Annotated in this window: 22 protein-coding genes and 2 pseudogenes; 23 read left to right on the forward strand and 1 reads right to left on the reverse strand. The window is 49.5% G+C overall.

Annotated elements, in window-relative coordinates; translation table 11 throughout:
- Positions 1-112 precede the first annotated feature (112 nt).
- From EJL91_RS18170 to EJL91_RS18210, 9 genes and pseudogenes are all read left to right on the forward strand, one after another.
- Positions 113-421: pseudogene (locus EJL91_RS18170) on the forward strand (nickel pincer cofactor biosynthesis protein LarB); the annotation flags it as partial.
- Positions 422-580: 159 nt separating this feature from the next.
- A complete protein-coding gene (locus EJL91_RS18175) occupies positions 581-1,486 on the forward strand; it encodes a LysR family transcriptional regulator (RefSeq protein ID WP_125143391.1) in 906 nt (301 codons plus the stop codon).
- 186 nt (positions 1,487-1,672) lie between these two features.
- The gene (locus EJL91_RS18180; RefSeq protein ID WP_125143392.1) at positions 1,673-1,948 is read left to right on the forward strand and encodes a hypothetical protein; all 276 of its coding nucleotides are present in this window, start codon (positions 1,673-1,675) and stop codon (positions 1,946-1,948) included.
- Positions 1,949-2,058: 110 nt separating this feature from the next.
- Complete coding sequence (locus EJL91_RS18185) at positions 2,059-2,778, forward strand: alpha/beta hydrolase family protein (RefSeq protein WP_206429520.1); 720 nt, start codon at positions 2,059-2,061, stop codon at positions 2,776-2,778.
- Between the two features lies 1 nt (position 2,779).
- Positions 2,780-3,949: an iron-containing alcohol dehydrogenase gene (locus tag EJL91_RS18190; RefSeq protein ID WP_125143649.1), complete on the forward strand. Its 1,170-nt coding sequence runs from the start codon at positions 2,780-2,782 to the stop codon at positions 3,947-3,949.
- Positions 3,950-3,968: 19 nt separating this feature from the next.
- Positions 3,969-4,691 carry a flavodoxin gene (locus EJL91_RS18195; protein WP_125143393.1) on the forward strand — a complete coding sequence of 241 codons (723 nt, stop codon included), beginning with the start codon at positions 3,969-3,971 and terminating at the stop codon, positions 4,689-4,691.
- Entirely contained in the window at positions 4,688-5,224 is a 537-nt protein-coding gene (locus tag EJL91_RS18200; protein ID WP_125143394.1) for a flavodoxin family protein, read from the forward strand. The genes EJL91_RS18195 and EJL91_RS18200 overlap by 4 nt, the downstream gene beginning before the upstream one ends.
- A 12-nt stretch (positions 5,225-5,236) precedes the next feature.
- A complete protein-coding gene (locus tag EJL91_RS18205; protein ID WP_125143650.1) occupies positions 5,237-6,226 on the forward strand; it encodes an aldo/keto reductase in 990 nt (329 codons plus the stop codon).
- 138 nt (positions 6,227-6,364) lie between these two features.
- Positions 6,365-7,207 (forward strand): aldo/keto reductase, encoded by an 843-nt coding sequence (locus EJL91_RS18210; RefSeq protein ID WP_125143395.1) that lies wholly within the window; start codon positions 6,365-6,367, stop codon positions 7,205-7,207.
- Positions 7,208-7,268: 61 nt separating this feature from the next.
- On the opposite strand, the gene EJL91_RS18215 is transcribed toward EJL91_RS18210, so the two are convergent.
- Positions 7,269-8,156: a LysR family transcriptional regulator gene (locus tag EJL91_RS18215; protein ID WP_125143396.1), complete on the reverse strand. Its 888-nt coding sequence runs from the start codon at positions 8,154-8,156 to the stop codon at positions 7,269-7,271.
- Between the two features lie 138 nt (positions 8,157-8,294).
- On the opposite strand from EJL91_RS18215, the gene EJL91_RS18220 reads away from it, so the two are divergent.
- The 14 genes and pseudogenes from EJL91_RS18220 (at position 8,295) to EJL91_RS18280 (ending at position 18,020) form a co-directional block, all read left to right on the forward strand.
- Positions 8,295-8,849, forward strand: coding sequence for a flavodoxin (locus tag EJL91_RS18220; RefSeq protein ID WP_125143397.1), 555 nt, complete (start codon positions 8,295-8,297; stop codon positions 8,847-8,849).
- Entirely contained in the window at positions 8,846-9,997 is a 1,152-nt protein-coding gene (locus tag EJL91_RS18225; RefSeq protein WP_125143398.1) for an alpha/beta hydrolase, read from the forward strand. The genes EJL91_RS18220 and EJL91_RS18225 overlap by 4 nt, the downstream gene beginning before the upstream one ends.
- A gap of 39 nt (positions 9,998-10,036) precedes the next feature.
- On the forward strand, positions 10,037-10,747 hold the full coding sequence (locus EJL91_RS18230) for a flavodoxin (RefSeq protein WP_125143399.1): 711 nt from the start codon (positions 10,037-10,039) through the stop codon (positions 10,745-10,747).
- 137 nt (positions 10,748-10,884) lie between these two features.
- A pseudogene (locus EJL91_RS25010) lies at positions 10,885-11,139 on the forward strand (prolyl oligopeptidase family serine peptidase); the annotation flags it as partial.
- Positions 11,140-11,200: 61 nt separating this feature from the next.
- On the forward strand, positions 11,201-11,401 hold the full coding sequence (locus EJL91_RS25015) for a hypothetical protein (RefSeq protein WP_243125489.1): 201 nt from the start codon (positions 11,201-11,203) through the stop codon (positions 11,399-11,401).
- Between the two features lie 151 nt (positions 11,402-11,552).
- Positions 11,553-12,104, forward strand: coding sequence for a carboxylesterase family protein (locus EJL91_RS18240; RefSeq protein WP_243125457.1), 552 nt, complete (start codon positions 11,553-11,555; stop codon positions 12,102-12,104).
- On the forward strand, positions 12,101-12,295 hold the full coding sequence (locus EJL91_RS25410) for a flavodoxin (protein ID WP_243125460.1): 195 nt from the start codon (positions 12,101-12,103) through the stop codon (positions 12,293-12,295). The genes EJL91_RS18240 and EJL91_RS25410 overlap by 4 nt, the downstream gene beginning before the upstream one ends.
- 223 nt (positions 12,296-12,518) lie before the next feature.
- The gene (locus EJL91_RS18250) at positions 12,519-13,958 is read left to right on the forward strand and encodes an MATE family efflux transporter (RefSeq protein WP_243125462.1); all 1,440 of its coding nucleotides are present in this window, start codon (positions 12,519-12,521) and stop codon (positions 13,956-13,958) included.
- Positions 13,959-13,990: 32 nt separating this feature from the next.
- On the forward strand, positions 13,991-14,689 hold the full coding sequence (locus EJL91_RS25295; RefSeq protein WP_341467031.1) for a cyclophilin-like fold protein: 699 nt from the start codon (positions 13,991-13,993) through the stop codon (positions 14,687-14,689).
- Positions 14,685-15,008 (forward strand): ABC transporter permease subunit, encoded by a 324-nt coding sequence (locus tag EJL91_RS18260; protein ID WP_341467037.1) that lies wholly within the window; start codon positions 14,685-14,687, stop codon positions 15,006-15,008. The genes EJL91_RS25295 and EJL91_RS18260 overlap by 5 nt, the downstream gene beginning before the upstream one ends.
- A gap of 16 nt (positions 15,009-15,024) precedes the next feature.
- Positions 15,025-15,780, forward strand: a complete 756-nt coding sequence (locus EJL91_RS18265) for an amino acid ABC transporter ATP-binding protein (protein ID WP_125143401.1) — start codon at positions 15,025-15,027, stop codon at positions 15,778-15,780.
- Between the two features lie 33 nt (positions 15,781-15,813).
- Positions 15,814-16,827, forward strand: coding sequence for a DUF362 domain-containing protein (locus tag EJL91_RS18270; protein ID WP_125143402.1), 1,014 nt, complete (start codon positions 15,814-15,816; stop codon positions 16,825-16,827).
- A 91-nt stretch (positions 16,828-16,918) separates the two neighbouring features.
- Positions 16,919-17,152, forward strand: coding sequence for an HPr family phosphocarrier protein (locus EJL91_RS18275; protein ID WP_125143403.1), 234 nt, complete (start codon positions 16,919-16,921; stop codon positions 17,150-17,152).
- A 163-nt stretch (positions 17,153-17,315) separates the two neighbouring features.
- On the forward strand, positions 17,316-18,020 hold the full coding sequence (locus EJL91_RS18280) for a RibD family protein (protein ID WP_125143404.1): 705 nt from the start codon (positions 17,316-17,318) through the stop codon (positions 18,018-18,020).
- The last annotated feature ends 376 nt before the right edge of the window (positions 18,021-18,396 follow it).

The following is an 18,396-nucleotide window of genomic DNA, read 5'->3' on the forward strand; positions in this document are numbered from 1 at the left end:
AAAATATAGGTATCAAAAGCATAAGTGTTCCGGGTGTGAAACAGCATCCGGGGCATTTCTTTTAGCATTATGCTTTGTGGAAGCGGGAGCAGACTCCACACGTTATTCGCTATCGGGGAGAATCACGGATCTGCCGGTGGCGGAAGAAGCGGCTCTTACAGCCGAAGCTCTGGGCAATGAGGTAGTCTGCTTGTACGATGTGGGGGTGGCCGGACTGCACAGATTGCTGGCGCATTCAGAGGATATTATGTCGGCCCGTGTGATTATCGCGATTGCCGGAATGGAAGGGGCGCTGGCCAGCGTGATTGGCGGCCTTGCAGACTGCCCGGTGAGCGTGGTAAATATAGATAATGGGTTTGGGGCTGCATATTTAGGCAGCATGATTAATCACATGAAGATTCCGGAGGCAGGGGGGATGTAATCCAAGGTTTTTCTCACATTTTAGGATATCTATAAAATTTGCTTGAATAGCCGGAGGACACACTTAGAACTGTGAGGAAGCAAAAAGAAAATTCAATTCGAAGTTCCTCCGGTTTCGTGATATACTTGATTGCAGGAAAAACAGAGAGAGGAGGTTTGTATGTATAATCACCAATTAGATACGTTTATTCAAGTAGCTGATGCCGGCAGCTTTTCCAAGGCGGCGGGGAGTATGTATATCTCCTCCACGGCGGTAATGAAACAGATTAACCTGCTGGAGAGCAGCCTTGAGGTGCAGTTATTCCATCGCACCCCACGAGGTCTGACGCTGACCGATGCCGGGAAATCCTATTATCAGGATGCGAAATACATGATACAATATGCGAAGGATGCACAGGTGCGGGCTAAAAATGCCATGCAGAGCAACGAAAACACGATACGGCTGGGAAGCTCGCTGATTACCCCATGCCAGTTCCTGATGGAGCTGTGGCCCCGTGTTCATGAGGTGTACCCTGCCCTTAAATTTGAAATTATCAATTTTGAAAACACACCGGAGAATGCAAGCGGGATTCTTAAGAATCTGGGACAGGACATCGATGTGGTAGCCGGGATTTTTGACGAAACCATGCTGGCCCTGCGAGGATGCAATGCGCTGGAACTTTTACGGGTTCCCATCTGCCTCGCGGTTTCCATCTATCATCCGCTGGCTCAGAAAAAACGGCTGTCTGTGGAGGATTTGCATGATCAAAAGCTGATGCTGATGAAACGAAACTGGAGCAAATATACCGACCGGCTCCGGGACGATTTGTGGGAACATCACCCGGAAATCCAAATTGAAGATTTCACGTTTTACAATCTGGAGGCGTTCAACCGGTGTGAGCATGAGAATGCCCTTCTGATGGCGGTTCCCCAATGGGAGAATGTCCATCCCCTGCTGAAGATGATTCCGGTAGACTGGAAACACGAAATCCCCTTTGGACTGCTGTATTCCCATACTCCATCTAAAACAGTGAGTAACTTTGTTCAGGCGGTGGCAAAGGTTTTTGATCTTGCTGCCGAAACATAAAACAGAATGAACGAAAAGAGTGTTTGTGAGATTTTCTTGCAGGCACTTTTTTTAGTTACAACCTTTGACTTGATGCTGAACAACCAAACGATACTTCTGTTCCGGTGCTGACGGATTTATAATCAGTGTATCAACAAAAGATTAACGGAGCGCAGCAAAAGGAGAACTGAAACAGGAGGAAGCATAATGAAAACAATATTTGCAACAAGTATTTTGCTTTTGTCTATGACCTTTTCAGGCTGCGCCGGACAGGAAATCATGCCCGGCATTTCCGATACAGGGCCACCGGCCATTCATGATGGGGAGCTGGCAGATATGACAATCTATGACGAAACTACACCCATCGCTGATGTAGTCAGTGACTCAGCGTTCGGGGACTATGGCAGACTGATTTTTCCTGCTGACGATGGATATTACAGCGGAACGACTCTGGCGAATTCCGGCTCACATGGTATACTATGAGCACTTAGTGAGGTATTCTACGAACTTAGTGCGAGTCATACCTGGCCACTTAATGAGGTACTCCACGAATTTAGTGGATATGGTATCACAACATACGCCCTGAAAAAACGGTGGAAATCGTCAATTACCTGAAAGATCATGCTGCCGCTGGAGAAACCGTCTTTTACAATATTTACACGGCAGAAGAAAAGGCGGCTGACCCTGATAAAGAGGACACGGGATTGTTTTTCTTCAAGGGAAATCCCGGAGAAAGATTTGCGGTATGTAATGCAGGCGGCGGTTTTGCTTATGTGGGCGCTATACAGGACAGTTTCCCCCATGCGCTGGAGCTGTCCAAAGCAGGCTATAACGCATTTGCACTCATCTACCGTCCCGGTGCGCAGACTGCCTGTGAGGATCTGGCACGAGCTGTCAGCTTTATCTTTGAAAATGCAGAGGAGTTGGAAGTGGACACCAGTGACTACTCCCTTTGGGGAGGCTCGGCGGGAGCCAGAATGGCGGCATGGCTCGGCTCCTATGGCCCCGGTGCCTTTGGGGGTAATGATCTTCCAAGGCCGGGAACCGTGGTCATGCAGTACACCGGTCACAGCGATTACACAGAGAACGATCCGCCCACCTATGCCTGCGTGGGGGAAAATGACGGCATCGCAAGCTGGCGCACGATGCAGAGCCGTCTCACGGCTATGAGCGCCCTGGGCATCGACACAGAGTTTCATAAATATCAAAACCTTGGTCATGGCTTCGGCCTCGGTATCGGTACAGATGCCGAGGGCTGGATCGGGGATGCAATCAAATTTTGGGAAGCCCATATGAATGGAAAGGATGAATAAAATGAACAACTTTATTTTTGAAAACGCCACGAAAGCCATTTTTGGCAAGGGGTGCGTCAAGGAATATCTGGGCTGTCTTACGAGTCACTATGGCCCCAATGTCATGCTGGCTTACGGCGGCGGCTCTATTAAACGGAATGGTGTCTATGATGAAATTACCGGCATTCTGCAAAGCGCAGGAAAAAACGTGATAGAATTCAGCGGCATCATGCCAAACCCCACCTATGCCAAGGTGCTGGAGGGCGCAAAGCTGGCCAGAGAAAATCAGGTGGCTCTCATTCTGGCTGTGGGTGGCGGCAGCGTTATGGATTGCTGCAAGGCGGTTTCCCTGGCCGCTGTCTATGAAGGGGATGTGTGGAAGCATTTCTGGGTCAATCCGGGCATCATTGACTTTGAGCCGCTTCCGCTGGGAATTGTGGTCACGGTGTCTGGTACCGGCAGCGAGATGAATGGCGGTGCGGTGATTACCAACGAGGAACTGAAAATGAAAACAGGCCGTGACTATCCCAAATGCAATGCCAAATTTGCCCTGATGGACCCGACCTATACGTTGTCTGTTCCTGAGCTCCAGATGGTGTCCGGCGGTTTTGACACCCTGAGCCACATCATGGAGATTTATTTCAGTGAGCCGGATGAGGAAAATGTGTCCGATGACATTGCCGAGGCACTGATGCGGGGCGTGATCCGTGACCTGCGGGCAGCGGTCAGGAATCCAAAGGATTACACCGCCCGCAGCAACCTGATGTGGGAGGCGACTATGGCAGAGAACCGTATCATCAAGCTGGGCAAGAAAACCGATTTTGAGTGTCACATGATGGAGCATCAGCTTGGCGCTTACACCGACTGCAATCATGGCGCTGGGCTGGCGGTACTGCATCCGGTCTATTACCGTCATATATGCGAGGCGGGCAAAACCAAATTCGCCCGGTTTGCCACCCGTGTCTGGGACATAGCCCCGGAGGGAAAAACGGAGAGCGAACTGGCGAACGCCGGTGTGGAGACGCTGGCAAAATTCATTGGGGAGTTGGGGCTGCCATCCACCCTTCGGGAGTTGGGGATGGATAGCAGGGAGAAGCTGAAAGAAATTGCAGATTCCTGTCCCATTGTTCCCGGAAGCTACAAGAAAATGACGCATGAAGAAATCCTTGCAATCTTCAACGAGTGCTTTTAACGAAAAGGAGAAAACCACGATGAAAAGTATACGCACAATCCTTCTTCTCCTTGCCATGAGTGTGAGCTTGACTGCCTGCGGCAAGGAGAGTGTTCCGAACAATGAAAGCCCTCCGCCGGGTATGTCCTCCACAAAACCGGAGCAGAAAACAATTCCTTCTGAAAACAGCAATATCCTGATTGCCTATTTCTCCGTTCCGGAGGATGTTGATACGACAGGAGCAGATGCTGTTGCAGGCGCAAGTGTTGTGGTAAGCGAAGGCGAGAAGCTGGGCAACACGCAGTATGTGGCGCAGCTTATCCAGCAGACCACAGGCGGTGACTTATTCCGCATTGAAACAACGCAAGTCTATCCCGGCGATCACGACCCGCTGGTGGAACAGGCTGCAAAAGAACAAGACGCAGATGCCCGTCCGGAGCTTGCCACGCAGATTGACAATTTTGACCAGTATGAAATTGTCCTGCTGGGCTATCCAAACTGGTGGGGAGATATGCCCCAGCCGCTATACACCTTCTTAGAGGAGTATGACTTTGGAGCCAAAACCATGATTCCCTTTATCACCCATGGAGGCAGTGGAGCATCCCGCACAGTGGAGACGATTTCAGAGCTTCAGCCCGGTGCGCTGATTCGGGATAATGCGCTGATACTATCCCGCAACGATGTGGCTGCCAGTGCCGGCGAAGTGACCGATTGGGCAGAAGGGCTCCATCTTAACAGAAAAAATGAGGAGAAAAGACGATGAAAAAAAATGTTTTGATATTATCAGGAAGTCCCCGTAAGGGCGGAAACTCTGACCTGCTGTGTGATCAATTTTTAAAAGGCGCACAGGAGAGCGGCAATCAGGTGGAGAAAATCTTCCTGCGCAGCAAGAAAGCAGCGCCGTGTAACGCCTGTTATTATTGCAAAAATGGCGGTCAGTGTGCCATCAAAGACGATATGGCGGAGATTCTCGACAAGATGCAGGCTGCCGATGTGATCGTCATGGCAAGCCCGGTCTATTTTTACTCCATCGACGCCCAGATGAAAGCGGTTATTGACCGCTCCGTGGCCCGCTGGACGAATATCCCGAACAAAGAGTTCTATTACATCATGACCGCTGCTGAGGACAGTGCCGATGTTATGGACTGTACATTGGAGTGTTTCCGTGGTTTTGCCCGGTGCTTAAACGGCTCCAAAGAAATGGGCGTAATCTATGGAAAAGGCGTGTATGAGGCCGGTGCAATTCAGGGAATGCCTGCCATGCGGGAAGCCTATGAGATGGGCAGACAGGTGTAAGGAGGTAAGATGATGAAGGCTCGCACTCTGGGAAAAGATTTGACGGTTGCTGCTGTGGGGCTGGGATGTATGGGATTCTCTCATGCCTACGGTGCGGCGACTGAAAAAAGTGAAGCAGTTGAAGCAATTCAGAAAGCCTTTGAGATAGGCTACACCTTTTTCGATACAGCGGAAAGCTATCTTGGAACAAACACAGACGGCAGCATTTCCTACAATGAGGAATTGGTTGGAGAGGCACTGTCCCCTTACCGGAATAAAGTGCAGCTTGCCACAAAATTCGGTGTTCGCCATGATAACAGAAATATCCTGACAGACAGCCGCCCGGAAACCATCCGAAGCTCTGTAGAAGGAAGTTTGCGCCGTCTGCATACGGATTATATTGATTTGTACTATCAGCACCGTATTGACCCGTCCGTTCCCGCCGAGGAAGTAGCAGGGGTAATGGCTGACCTGATTCGAGAGGGTAAAATTACCCATTGGGGCATCTCCGAGGCGAATGAGGATTATCTGCGAAAAGCGCACGCTGTCTGCCCCGTGACAGCTATCCAGAACCGCTATTCCATGATGTACCGGGATTATGAACGGTTGTTTCCGGTTTTGGAGGAGCTGGGTGTTGGGTTTGTTGCATTCAGTCCCATGGCAAACGGGTTTCTCACGGGGAAATACACAGCGGACAGTAAGTTTACGCAGGATGACTACCGCAGCGCCATGCCGCAGTTTACTGCGGATGCCATGCAGAAAAATCAGGAACTGCTGGCTCTGCTTTACGGGCTTGCGGAAAGTAAGAATGCCACTCCGGCTCAGATTTCTCTGGCGTGGATGTTATGCGGGAAATCATATATTGTTCCCATCCCCGGCACCCGAAAAATCAGCCGCCTGACAGAAAATGCGGGAGCTGCAGACATAGAACTGACCGCTGATGAAGTCAGAATGCTCAATAAGGCACTGGATGGAATGGAACTGTCCGGAGTATTTGGGGGTTCCCCCATGGCCAAAAAATAGGTCAGGAAAGGATTCATATTTATGGAAAAAAGTAACGGCTGGCAGAGATGCTATCCCCCCGTTTATGCGGGCTGGCCCAAAGCATGGGCGGCACTGCGAATGGCAAAAGAGGTTTACGAAAACTGAAGGAGAAAAAGTATGGAATATGTGAATTTGAATAACAGAGTGAAAATGCCCATTCTGGGCTACGGCGTGTATCAGGTATCCAATGACGAGTGTGAGCGGTGCGTACTGGATGCGATTGATGTGGGATACCGTGCCATCGACACCGCACAGGCTTATGGCAACGAAGAAGCTGTGGGCAGTGCAATCGCCAAATGCGGACTCCCACGAGAGGAATTGTTCCTCACAACGAAAATATGGATTTCCAACGGCGGTCAGGAAAAAGCTGCCGCATCCATTGACGAGTCCCTGAAGAAACTGGGGACGGACTACATTGATTTAATGCTGATTCACCAGCCTTTTAACGATTACTACGGCACTTACAGGGCGATGGAGGACGCATATAAGGCGGGAAAACTCAGGGCTATCGGTGTATCCAACTTTTATCCCGACCGTTTCATCGACTTGTGCAAGTTTGTGGAAATCAAACCTGCTGTCAACCAGATTGAAACCCATGTGTTCCAGCAGCAAAAGACAGCTCACTCCTATCTGGAAAAGTATGGTGTCCAGCATGAGAGCTGGGGGCCTTTTGCAGAGGGGCGCAAGGACTTTTTCGGGAATCTTGTGCTGAATCAAATCGGTGAAAAATATGGGAAGTCTGCGGCTCAAACCGCACTGCGTTTCCTGATTCAGAGTAATGTGGTGGTAATCCCCAAGTCTACCCACAAGGAGCGTATGGCTCAGAATCTCGATGTGTTTGACTTTGTGCTGAATGCCGGGGATATGGCAGCCATTTCTGCACTGGATGAGGGGGAGAGCCTGTTTTTCTCCCATTATGATCCTGATACTGTGGAGATGCTCACCGGGCTGGCGCGGTAAGTAAGACAGCATAAAAAAGCACGGAGCCAAAAACCTCAAAAGTTTCTGACACCGTGTTTTTTTATACTTCAACCTGTCCGATTGCCATGATAAACTGCAATACTTCCTTTGACGGGTTCTTAGCGTAAATCAGACCATAGGGAAAGGGGGAGTCCCATTCTACCGGGAGAGTCGTTAAAAGCGGATGAACGCCAGACCAGCATTCGGCTGAGAGCATCAGGTCATTGGAGGAAACAATGTGGTTAAACTGGTTCAAATCCACAGACTCCAAATCCCGTAAATGGATTTGAGGATGGTTCTGCTCCAGATCATCCCGAACCCGGTCAATGTAAGGCGTAATGCCCCGTTTTTCTATAAGCAGCGTTTCGCCGTGCAGATCTTCTACGGTCAATCGGCTTTTAGTTGCCAGACGATGAGTCTTAGAGCAGGCAACGCACATCGGCAGGTCGCACAGATGAAAGGAATTATAGCGGTCTCCCCAATAGTTTGTCTGGTAGGGACAGGAAATCAAGTCGATTTTCTTTCCCAGATTATCTAAAACCTCATTAAAAGCAGGGACGGTATCCTCGAAAGGAACGATGTCCAGCCGGATATTGGGGTACTGTTCTGATGCCTTATGCCATTGCTCCAGCAGGATACTTGCCGGATTCATTAAGGACAGGCCGATATGGATGACATATTCCTGCCGGTTTTCCAGTTCCTTTGCTTTTTGCAGGATGGAGTTTGAATGGCGGATCATCCTTTTCGCTTCGGCATAAATCAGTTTTCCGGCATCCGTCAGCACCAGACCTTGTGTGCTGCGGTGGAACAGCTTAATGCCCAAATGATCCTCTAACAGATTGATCTGTTTCGTGACCGCATTTGCAGAAACATACAGTTTCTCGGACGCTTTGAGGAAGCTGCCGCAGTCAGCTGCTTGAATAAAGGTGTCCAAATGTCTGTTATACATAATTCACTCACACCTGCCTTTCGTTCACACCTTTTGGTTGGTACTATTATAGCTTTTTTGCCGTTCCAATGCAAGACTTTCTGCTGTAAAATAAGTATGAAAAGTAACAGAAAAACTACAGCGTAGGAGGTGTGACATTTGAAATCGCTGATTGCCTACTATTCACGGCGGGGTGAAAACCTTGTGAATGGAAGCGTACAGAGGCTCACGGTTGGAAACACAGAACTGATCGCCGCAGTCCTTCAAAAATTTACAGATGCGGACTGCTTTCTCATTGAACCGTGTGAGGCATATCCGGAGGACTATTACCAGTGTATTGATCAGGCGCGGCAGGACTTGCAAAGAAATGTCCGGCCAAAGCTGAAGAAGTACCCGGAGAGTATTTCTCCCTATGATGTAATCTATCTGGGCTATCCGAACTACTGGGGAACCATGCCCATGGCCGTGTTTTCCTTTCTGGAACGGTTCGACTTTACCGGAAAAACGGTCAAACCCTTTTGCACCCACGATGGCGGTGGTATGGGTCACAGCGAGCGGGATTTAAAATGCGTTTGTCCTACCGCACATATTGCTCCCGGTCTTTCTATCCATGGAGCGGAATTCAAATATGAGCTGTCCTCCATAGAAGATTGGGTGCGGGAAACCGAATCAACCCCCTTAAAAAAACAAACAACAGGAGGAAACAATTTATGACAGTAAAACGTAGAATAGCAACACTTACGCTGACCGGCGTGCTGGCTCTTTCACTGCTGGCCGGATGCAGCAGCACCCCATCCACCGGCGGCACGGTGGAACCTTCGTCCCAAAATACGGCGGAACCAACAGAATCTCCGACCAGCGAAACCTCCAGCACCAATACGCTGAGGATTGCCGATCAGGGCATCTTTTCCGCCGGGGGCACGGTGACAACCTCTGATGGAACATTTGATGTTGAAAATTATTATACCTCGCGGGAAGGCTCTACCTCCCATGTAGACCACGCCAATGTGTTCTATCAGATCCCGGAAGAGGAAAACGGCCTGCCGATGGTATTTCTCCATGGCTACGGTCAATCCCGCATGGGTTGGATGACTACCCCTGATGGACGGGAGGGCTGGTCAGATATGTTCCTGAAAAAAGGCCACAGCGTATGGCTAATTGACCAACCCCGCCGCGGCGAAGCCGGACAGACCTCTGTGGCTGGTACGATCAGCACAGAACCCTCTGATCAGACTTGGTACACCCAATTCCGCATCGGTACTTATCGGGATGGTGCATTCACCTATAACGAAGGTTCCCAGTTCCCTGCCGGAGAAGATGCTCTGGATCAGTTTTTCCGCCAAATGACACCGGATACGGGCATGGATTCCGTGGGTGGCGACCAAAACATCGACATAACCGTGGTTGCTCAGGCTGTGGCGGCTGCCATTGATGAAGCATATGAACGCACCGGCAAGGAATCCATTTTAGTAACCCATTCTCAAGGCGGAATGCCCGGATGGGAGGCAGCCAGATATACAGACCACATTGCCGCCATCGTAGCCATTGAACCCGGTATGGCTCCTGCAGTGGACAGCGAAGATTATGCAGCTATGCTGGAACAGGAAATCCCGGTCGCCCTTTACTATGGGGATTATATCGGCGAGGAATTTACCGATGTCCCGGCGGCGGGTATGTGGTCGATGATGGCCTCAAGCGCAGATACTTTTACAGAGGCTTATACTGCGGCTGGGGCAGCCAGTACGGTCATTCATCTGCCTGACGAGGGCATTACCGGAAACGACCATTTCATGTTTCAGGATAGGAACAACGATGTGATTGCCGACCATGTGGAAGCATGGATTCAGGAAAATGTGAAATAAGCACAGGAATGAAAAATTCCACGATTGGAGGTACTACTTATGAAAAGAAACATTTTGAAAAAATGGATGAGCTGTCTGCTGGCGGTATCCACGCTCTTTGCCCTGACTGCCTGCGGCAGCAGCAACGCAGTTTCTCAAACTCCGTCTCCCAGCCAGAGTCAGAAAACCACGGCCCCGGAGAGCAGCGAAGCTGCCGACACGGCAGACACCACCACTTCCCAGCCGGGGGAAACTGTGCAGCCCACAACAGATGAGTCTGGCGGCGTTACATTGGTGGTTTACTACTCCGCCACCGGCAACACAGAAAGCGTGGCCAATGCCATAGCCGCTGCAACAGGCGGCGACCTGTTTGAACTGGAACCTGCAGAACCGTATACCGATGCTGATTTAAACTGGACGGACGACAATAGCCGGGTTAGCGTAGAGCATAACAATTCGGATGACAGAGTGGTGGAACTGACAGCCTCCACTGTGGATAACTGGGACAGCTACGATACGGTGTATATCGGGTATCCCATCTGGTGGGGCATTGCGGCGTGGCCGGTGGATACCTTTGTGAAAGCCAACGACTTCACCGGGAAAACCGTAATCCCGTTCTGTACTGCCGCCAGCTCCGGATTAGGCGAAAGCGGAGAATTGCTGGAAGAACTGGCGGGCAGCGGTGAGTGGCTGGAGGGGCAGCGGTTTAGAAGCGGAGCCTCTGAATCCGATGTGACCGACTGGATCAACGGACCCCAAATCAACCAATAAAGCAAAGAGCAAGGCAAGGGAGCCGCAGCTATGAAAGGCTTCGGCTCCCTTGTGCTGTCTCCGCTTTCCATAAGGAGGCAAATTTAATGAAAGAAAAGTCGATGATGCGCGTTATTCCATTGTTTATGAGCTTGAATATGCTGCTGTCTGCTTGTGCGGGCGCATCACAAAATAGCCAGATAAATGTGCTGACCGGGAGTGCTGCACCAATACAGCAGACTGGGCCGGAACAGACATCTGCTCTGCCGGTTCAAACTTATCTGAAGCAATTCGCTGTGGATAAAGCGCGAGTTTATGCCGCCGGGTACTCAGCGGGCGGCGAAACGATGTCGCAGGCAGTTTCAATGCGCCCGGATCTGTATGCCGCCTATCTTCACGGAGCTTCCCAATGGGACGGAACCTATGCGCCCGTGGCACAGAACCGGGTGTCAGTGTATATCTTTATGGCGGAGAATGACGAATATTACGGTTCCCAGAAAGCGAGGGACGCCTACAATGGCCTATTGGATGCATACCGTGAAACCGGCCTGTCCGATGAAGAAATCAACCGTTTTCTGCAAATCGAGATTCCTGATAATGAGTATTTCAACCGTCAAGGTATCTATCATTACCACGGAGGCGGAAATATCTTATTTGATGATGAAACGATTTTGAATTGGATTATTGAAAAAGAAAAGAAAGGAAACTGTTTTCCCTGTCTGCCTGCGGGCAGCAGGCGGAGCCTTCTGCACAAAGTCAGCAGCCGGAATCTTCTTCGGCGCAAAGCACGCAGACTGATGGTATCGTTCAGACTGCCGCCGGTCAGGTGCAGGGAACGGATCAGGACGGCATCCGCCGCTATCTCGGCGTTCCTTACGCACAGGCTGCCGAGCGGTTTGTTCCGGCAAAGGATGTGGAGCCGTGGGAGGGGGTTCTGGCAGCGGACAGCTATGGCTCCAAGTCTTTGCAGGGCAGCATCTCCGGGATTGACGGTGAAAGTGATCAGACCGGAACTGATAATAACTGCCATAATCTGAATATCTGGACACCTGGCATCAATGACGGGGAAAAACGCCCGGTTATGGTATGGCTGCACGGCGGCGGATTTTCTACCGGCTCTGCTAACGAGGAGGGCTATGACGGCGAAGCACTTAGCCGCAGCGGGGATGTGGTGGTGGTATCAGTCAATCATCGGCTGAATGTGTTCGGACATCTGGACTTGTCTGCTTATGATGACAAATACCAGCATTCTGCAAATGTAGGAATTACCGACATCGTGGCGGCACTTGAATGGATTCAGGATAACATCGAAGCCTTCGGCGGCGATCCTGAAAATGTGACTGTGTTTGGCCAGTCCGGCGGCGGAGCACCTTTGTGAAAGCCAACGATTTCACCGGAAAAACGGTAATTCCATTCTGCACATCCGCCAGTTACAGTTTGGGCGAAAGCGGCAAACGATTAGCTGAAATGGCTGGGACCGGTGATTGGCTGGATGGTCAAAGATTCTCGGAGAACCCTTCCGTTAAATCAACCATGCTGTCGTTTATAAAAAGTTTATGTTTTTGTTAGATGAATGTTATTACAGTCTTATATGATATCTGAAGTATTGATTTACTCTCTTTATATGAATTTAAAGCGATGTTTACAAAAACAATACATAGGCAAAAAGCATAGACCGGTATTTAATATAGGCATTTGATATTAACCCGCAAGGGTATTAAAATAAGTATAGCTACAAAGGAGGTGCAGAGGTGAGATCATACAAAAATAACAAGGTCAGATCTGTGGGCCGATGATGAGTATACTGGACGAAACCGGCACCATAAAGAAACGAAACAGAACAGAGGAACTGCTCTTTAAAATTAAAGAGGGGACGGATATGACGTCTTCCCAGCAGCTCAAATTGGTTCTCCGTTTGAGTATACCTGCCATTATGGCCCAGATTACATCAATCATCATGCAGTATATCGACGCTTCCATGGTGGGGCGGCTGGGAGCTGCAAAGTCCGCGTCGATTGGACTGGTATCCAGCAGTACCTGGCTGTTTGGAGGGCTGTGTACCGCGGCGGCAGCCGGATTTACCGTCCAGGTGGCACAGCTGATCGGGGCCGGGAAAGAAAAGGAAGCCAGGGCAGTCCTGCGCCAGGCATTACTTGTTACTTTGTTCTTCAGTATCCTACTGGTTATTGCAGGAACTGCAGTCAGCTTTCCGCTCCCGGGCTGGCTGGGGGCGGAACCCATAGTGCGAAACGATGCAGCACACTATTTTCGTATTTATATTTTTTCACTCCCCATGATCCAGTTAAGTCTTCTGGCGGGAGGGATGCTCCAGTGCAGTGGGAATATGCGTATACCCAGTTTACTAAACATTCTGATGTGTGGCTTGGATGTGGTGTTTAATGCCTTTTTAATCTTCCCGGCGCACAGGCTGTCCGTGCTTGGCCAGGTGGTTATCATTCCAGGGGCAGGACTTGGGGTAGCGGGAGCCGCGCTGGGTACTGCACTTGCCCAGGGGGTGACCGCGGTTTTGATGCTCCGTGCACTTATCTTTCATTCACCATCACTGGATATCCGGAAAGAGACCGGCTGGAAGATTGAAAAGGAATGCATAGAGAAAGCGGTCCGGATTGGAGTTCCGGTTGGCTGTGAACATGCATTGATGTCCGGCGCTATGGTGGTGACAACGCGGATTGTGGCTCCCCTCGGAACCATAGCGATTGCTGCCAATTCCTTTGCGGTTACGGCGGAAAGCCTATGCTATATGCCGGGATATGGAATTGCGGATGCCGCCGCAACGCTGGTAGGGCAGAGCCTGGGAGCCGGCAGGCGTGAACTGGTACGGAGATTTTCCCGGTTGACGGTTTATCTGGGAATGGCTGTAATGACGGTTACAGGTGCGGTCATGTTTTTAGCAGCGCCGCTCATGCTGTCTCTGCTGACTCCGGATCCGCAAATCCGGCAGTTGGGCGTCCATGTTCTGCGGATTGAAGCATTTGCGGAACCGCTATTTGCAGCCTCCATTGTAATATCCGGGGCGCTGCGGGGAGCAGGAGACACATTGATTCCGAGTATTATGAATTTTTTGAGCATCTGGGCAGTACGCCTTACGCTGGCGGCATGTTTGTCTGTTCCGCTGGGACTTACGGGAGTTTGGATTGCCATGTGTATAGAGTTATGTTTCCGTGGTGTGATATTCCTTTATCGTTTGTGGGGAGAACGTTGGATTAAATAGGATGCAGGATCGTGTATAGGAGGAAAGGAAACATGAGACAAAAGAAATGGATTCTAACCGTTGCAGCAGTGATGTTATTATCAGGTCTGCTGGCCGGGTGCACACCATTTGATCCCGGATCGGCTGACACAGCCGCAGCAGCAGACGCGACCGTGAAACCGGCGGTCAATTCTGAAGCAGAGGAGGAACCGGCGGAATCTGACAGCACCGGAACATCAGGTGATGGAACTGTCAATGGAAGTATGGAGTCTGAATCAAGGCCCGGACTGGAGGCCGGTTCGGAGGAAGAGATGATTAAGGAGGAAGATAAAGCCATGAAAATCAGTGTGGAAGGAAACGGACATACGGTTGTTTTTCAGTTGGTGGACAACAGCGCTTCAAGATCTCTGTATAAACAGCTGCCATTCACGGTCGAGGTACAGGATTACAGTAATGATGAAAAGATATTTTATCCCCCGGAAAAACTTGATATTACTGACGCGTCGTTGGGGCAGGGACCGGCGGGAAGCCTGGCATATTTTTCATCATGGGGGAATGTGATTATGTATTATGGAAGCTATGGACCGTATAACGGTTTATATGAACTTGGAACTGCTATTTCAGGAAGTGAGTTTATTGAAACAATGAGCGGAACATTGCAGATTCAAAAATCAGCAACAGTTCAGACGGCGGGAAAAGTTTGCTTTCAATACCGGCGCCTATGCGTCCGGGACGATCCGTACGGCCATTGAGTCTGTTCCGGATGGGCAGCTGGAGGCGGGATGCTGCGTGGGTATGACATACACACAGACCATGGTACGAATTATTTTACCGCAGGCGCTTAAGACGGCTTTTCCGCCGCTGAGCAATTCGCTGATCGGGCTTGTAAAGGATATCTCTCTTGCAGCCAATATCACGGTGATGGAAATGTTCATGTCGGCACAGAGAATTGCGGCCAGGACGTATGAGCCGTTTATACTGTATTGTGAGGTTGGTATGGTTTACCTTATTTTCTGTACGGTTCTAACGAAGCTGCAGAGGATATGGGAAAGGAAATTAAGGCTGGGATAAGGTAAGGAGGCAGGAAATGCTGGAGATAAAAAATATAAAGAAATCCTTTGACGGACAGGAAATCCTCAAAGGTGTGGACATTCGGGTGGATAAAGGGGATGTGGTCACAATCCTGGGGCCCAGCGGTTCAGGTAAGACAACTCTTTTACGATGCATCAATTTTCTTGAACGACCGGATAAAGGAACTATGGTTTTTGACCAGGACCATCTGGACCTGGAGGCAGTACACAAGAGAGACATTGCAAAAATACGCCGGAAAACCGCATTTGTATTCCAAAATTACAACCTGTTCCGGAATAAGACGGCCCTGGAAAATGTGACAGAGGGGCTGATCGTTGCCCGGAAGATGCCAAAAGCCCGGGCCGTCCAGATTGGAAAAAGAGCGCTTGACAAAGTGGGTCTGTCGGACCGGTATGATTACTATCCGCACCAGCTGTCAGGAGGGCAGCAGCAGCGGGTGGGGATCGCGCGTGCGATTGCCACGGATCCGGAACTGATCCTATTTGACGAACCTACTTCCGCCTTGGATCCGGAACTGATTGGGGAAGTCTTAGAAGTGATGAAGCAGCTGGCGGCGGAGGGAATGACCATGCTGGTAGTTACACACGAGATGAACTTTGCCAGGAATGTGGCCACAAAGGTGATTTTCATGGATAAAGGTGTGGTGGTGGAGGAAAATACCCCACAGGCATTTTTTGAGACTCCCGGAGAAGAACGGACGAGACAGTTTTTAGGTGTAATGAGTTGGGGAGAAGAGATGCAAAAACGTTAAGAACAAAATAAACTGATTCGAGGAGGAAGAACTATGTTAAAGAAAAAAATTGTTCCGGGAAACGGCGGAAACCGGTATGTCCCCTATGAAGAAAGAAGCGGAAATGAGTCAATTGTTTACTTTACCCGTGATTTGTCAGCAGAGGGACTTAAGAAGCTTTACCGGCGCATCAATGCCAATTTGACCGGAAAAATCGGAATCAAGCTTCACACGGGAGAAAAAAACGGACCCAATATCATACCGAGGCCATGGGTGAAGGCTCTGGTTGATTCTGAAATCCCACGAGGCGCAATTGTGGAGACGAATACTTATTACGATGGAGACCGTTATACAACCAAACAGCACCGTGAGATCTTAAAGATTAACGGCTGGACCTTTTGCCCGGTAGATATTATGGACGAAGATGGAACGGTCATGCTTCCGGTGATGGGAGGAAAATGGTTTAAGGAAATGTCCATGGGAAAGAACCTTTTAAATTATGATTCCCTGCTTGCGCTGACGCACTTTAAAGGACACGTACAGGGCGGCTTTGGCGGCTCCGATAAAAACCTTGGAATCGGGTGCGCAGATGGACAGATTGGAAAAGCAATGATACACACCACACCCGGATCGGCTGACATGTGGGATATTGGCCAGGAAGAGTTTATGGAGCGCATGACGGAATCCACAAAGGCGGTGACGGACCATTTTGGTAAAAGGATTGCGTACATCAATGTCCTGCGGAATATGTCGGTATCCTGTGACTGCGAGGGCTGCGCCGCACTTCCCGTAGTGACACCGAACATCGGAATGGTTGCTTCTACGGATATTCTGGCGGCAGACCAGGCTTCCATTGACTTGGTTTATGCGCTTGACGAGAAGGATCATGCAGACTTGGTAGAGCGGATACAAAGCCGCCATGCTCACCGGCAGCTTTCCTATATGAAGGAGCTGGGAATGGGAAATGACCGCTATATTCTGATTGATATTGACCATGAAGACAGGCAGATACAGCCGAAGGAAGCAGTCAGCGGCGTGAAGCCGTTTTGCCGGGAGCAGGGAGTTTAAAGACGGATAAACTAATTTCATACCTATAAAATGGCTGAGCAGGCAGGTGGATAGGACCTGCTTTGCGGCTGATTAAACAAGGAGGATAACGATGAGATACAAGATAATTTTAACAACAGTCCAGGATGTATGTGAATTTGTGAAAAAAATGAGCCGGTATCCATTTGATATTGACCTTTATTATGGTCATATTGTATTGGATGCAAAGTCCATTATGGGTGTATTAGCCGTGGGGCTGAATAAACAGATGGAATTATGCGTTCATGCCGACAGGACAACTGTATTTGAGCATGAGATAGGCCAGTATATGTGCCTTTGTGCGTAAAATGGTGTCAATGGCTATTTTGATTCCGAGAGATAGCGAGGAAGCACGTTATGAAAATTGCAAGACACGAAACACCGGGAACTACTGCAGGTATATCATGGAGTGTTTTGTAAAAGATTGACGGACAAAAAAATAGAAGAATTTTAAAGGGAGAACACAAACAATGAAGAAACCATATATTATCTGCCATATGATGGCAGCTATTGATGGAAGAATTGATTGCGGCATGACCGCAAAACTGGAGGGCGTAGAGGAATACTATGAGGTTCTCAACCAGCTAAATGTACCTACCACCGTCAGTGGAAAAGTGACTGCAAAACTGGAGATGGCAAAACCGGGCGAGTTCGTTCCACAGAACGGGGAGTCTCTTGGTATGGAGAAGGTATCAAAAAAGAGGGAAGCTGCCGGCTATGAAATCATTGTGGATACCAGGGGTACCTTACTTTGGGAGGACGATACGAATCATGAAAAGCCGCTTCTTATCATCACCAGCGAACAGGTCACAAAGGAGTACCTTGCCTATCTGGATTCCTTAGATATTTCCTGGATTGCCTGCGGCCAGACAAAGATTGATCTGCAAAGAGCGTCTGAGATTTTAGCCGACGTGTTCGGCGTTCAGCGGATGGCCATTGTCGGCGGTGGAGCTATCAATGCAGGTTTTCTGGATGCGGGACTTCTGGATGAGGTAAGCATCCTGTTTGCACCGGGAATCGATGGACGGGGCGGAATGGCTGCCATATTCGATGGACTGCCTATGGACAGGGAGCCGTTTGCTGTGAAACTTGAGAGTGTAACACCTTATGATGATGGTGTTGTATGGCTTCGATATCTGGTAAAATGTAACAGTTCAGACGGCGCATCTTCTTGACCGAAAAAGCCGGTCAAGAAGCATCGGATATCCATCCGATGTGAAAAAAAGTGCAAAAACAGTCTTATAAGCGAGCTTAACGCCTGTTTTTGTACTTTTTTTCCGCCGTCTGAACTGTTACGGTAAAATAGTAAAGTTTAGAAAAAGTTTATATTTTTGTTAGTTGTATGTTATTTTAAGGGTTTATGATAGCCTCAGTTACCGGAACAGCGGTATAGAAGTCCAATTACATAAACTCATAGCCGTAACAGCGCCTAGCAATGGAAGACAGGCTGAGCAGGGCCTGTCTTTTTCAATTCATAGGAAATTGCGTCCTATGAATTAAAAAACGCTCCGCGGGGATGCACACGCCGCGCAGCGGTAAATGGTTGCTTCA

Source organism: Clostridium transplantifaecale, from assembly GCF_900626075.1.
GTDB classification, from domain to species: Bacteria; Bacillota; Clostridia; order Lachnospirales; family Lachnospiraceae; genus Otoolea; species Otoolea transplantifaecalis.

Bases quoted from the DNA above. Each gene is read 5' to 3' on its own strand.
- EJL91_RS18270 (WP_125143402.1), top strand. From the start codon at position 15,814: ATGTTAAAGAAAAAAATTGTTCCGGGAAACGGCGGAAACCGGTATGTC.
- EJL91_RS18205 (WP_125143650.1), top strand. From the start codon at position 5,237: ATGAAGGCTCGCACTCTGGGAAAAGATTTGACGGTTGCTGCTGTGGGG.
- EJL91_RS25015 (WP_243125489.1), top strand. From the start codon at position 11,201: ATGACGAATATTACGGTTCCCAGAAAGCGAGGGACGCCTACAATGGCC.
- EJL91_RS18210 (WP_125143395.1), top strand. From the start codon at position 6,365: ATGGAATATGTGAATTTGAATAACAGAGTGAAAATGCCCATTCTGGGC.
- EJL91_RS18265 (WP_125143401.1), top strand. From the start codon at position 15,025: ATGCTGGAGATAAAAAATATAAAGAAATCCTTTGACGGACAGGAAATC.
- EJL91_RS18250 (WP_243125462.1), top strand. From the start codon at position 12,519: ATGATGAGTATACTGGACGAAACCGGCACCATAAAGAAACGAAACAGA.
- EJL91_RS18280 (WP_125143404.1), top strand. From the start codon at position 17,316: ATGAAGAAACCATATATTATCTGCCATATGATGGCAGCTATTGATGGA.
- EJL91_RS18180 (WP_125143392.1), top strand. From the start codon at position 1,673: ATGAAAACAATATTTGCAACAAGTATTTTGCTTTTGTCTATGACCTTT.
- EJL91_RS18225 (WP_125143398.1), top strand. From the start codon at position 8,846: ATGACAGTAAAACGTAGAATAGCAACACTTACGCTGACCGGCGTGCTG.
- EJL91_RS25295 (WP_341467031.1), top strand. From the start codon at position 13,991: ATGAGACAAAAGAAATGGATTCTAACCGTTGCAGCAGTGATGTTATTA.
- EJL91_RS18195 (WP_125143393.1), top strand. From the start codon at position 3,969: ATGAAAAGTATACGCACAATCCTTCTTCTCCTTGCCATGAGTGTGAGC.
- EJL91_RS18190 (WP_125143649.1), top strand. From the start codon at position 2,780: ATGAACAACTTTATTTTTGAAAACGCCACGAAAGCCATTTTTGGCAAG.
- EJL91_RS18200 (WP_125143394.1), top strand. From the start codon at position 4,688: ATGAAAAAAAATGTTTTGATATTATCAGGAAGTCCCCGTAAGGGCGGA.
- EJL91_RS18230 (WP_125143399.1), top strand. From the start codon at position 10,037: ATGAAAAGAAACATTTTGAAAAAATGGATGAGCTGTCTGCTGGCGGTA.
- EJL91_RS18175 (WP_125143391.1), top strand. From the start codon at position 581: ATGTATAATCACCAATTAGATACGTTTATTCAAGTAGCTGATGCCGGC.
- EJL91_RS18275 (WP_125143403.1), top strand. From the start codon at position 16,919: ATGAGATACAAGATAATTTTAACAACAGTCCAGGATGTATGTGAATTT.
- EJL91_RS18215 (WP_125143396.1), bottom strand. From the start codon at position 8,156: ATGTATAACAGACATTTGGACACCTTTATTCAAGCAGCTGACTGCGGC.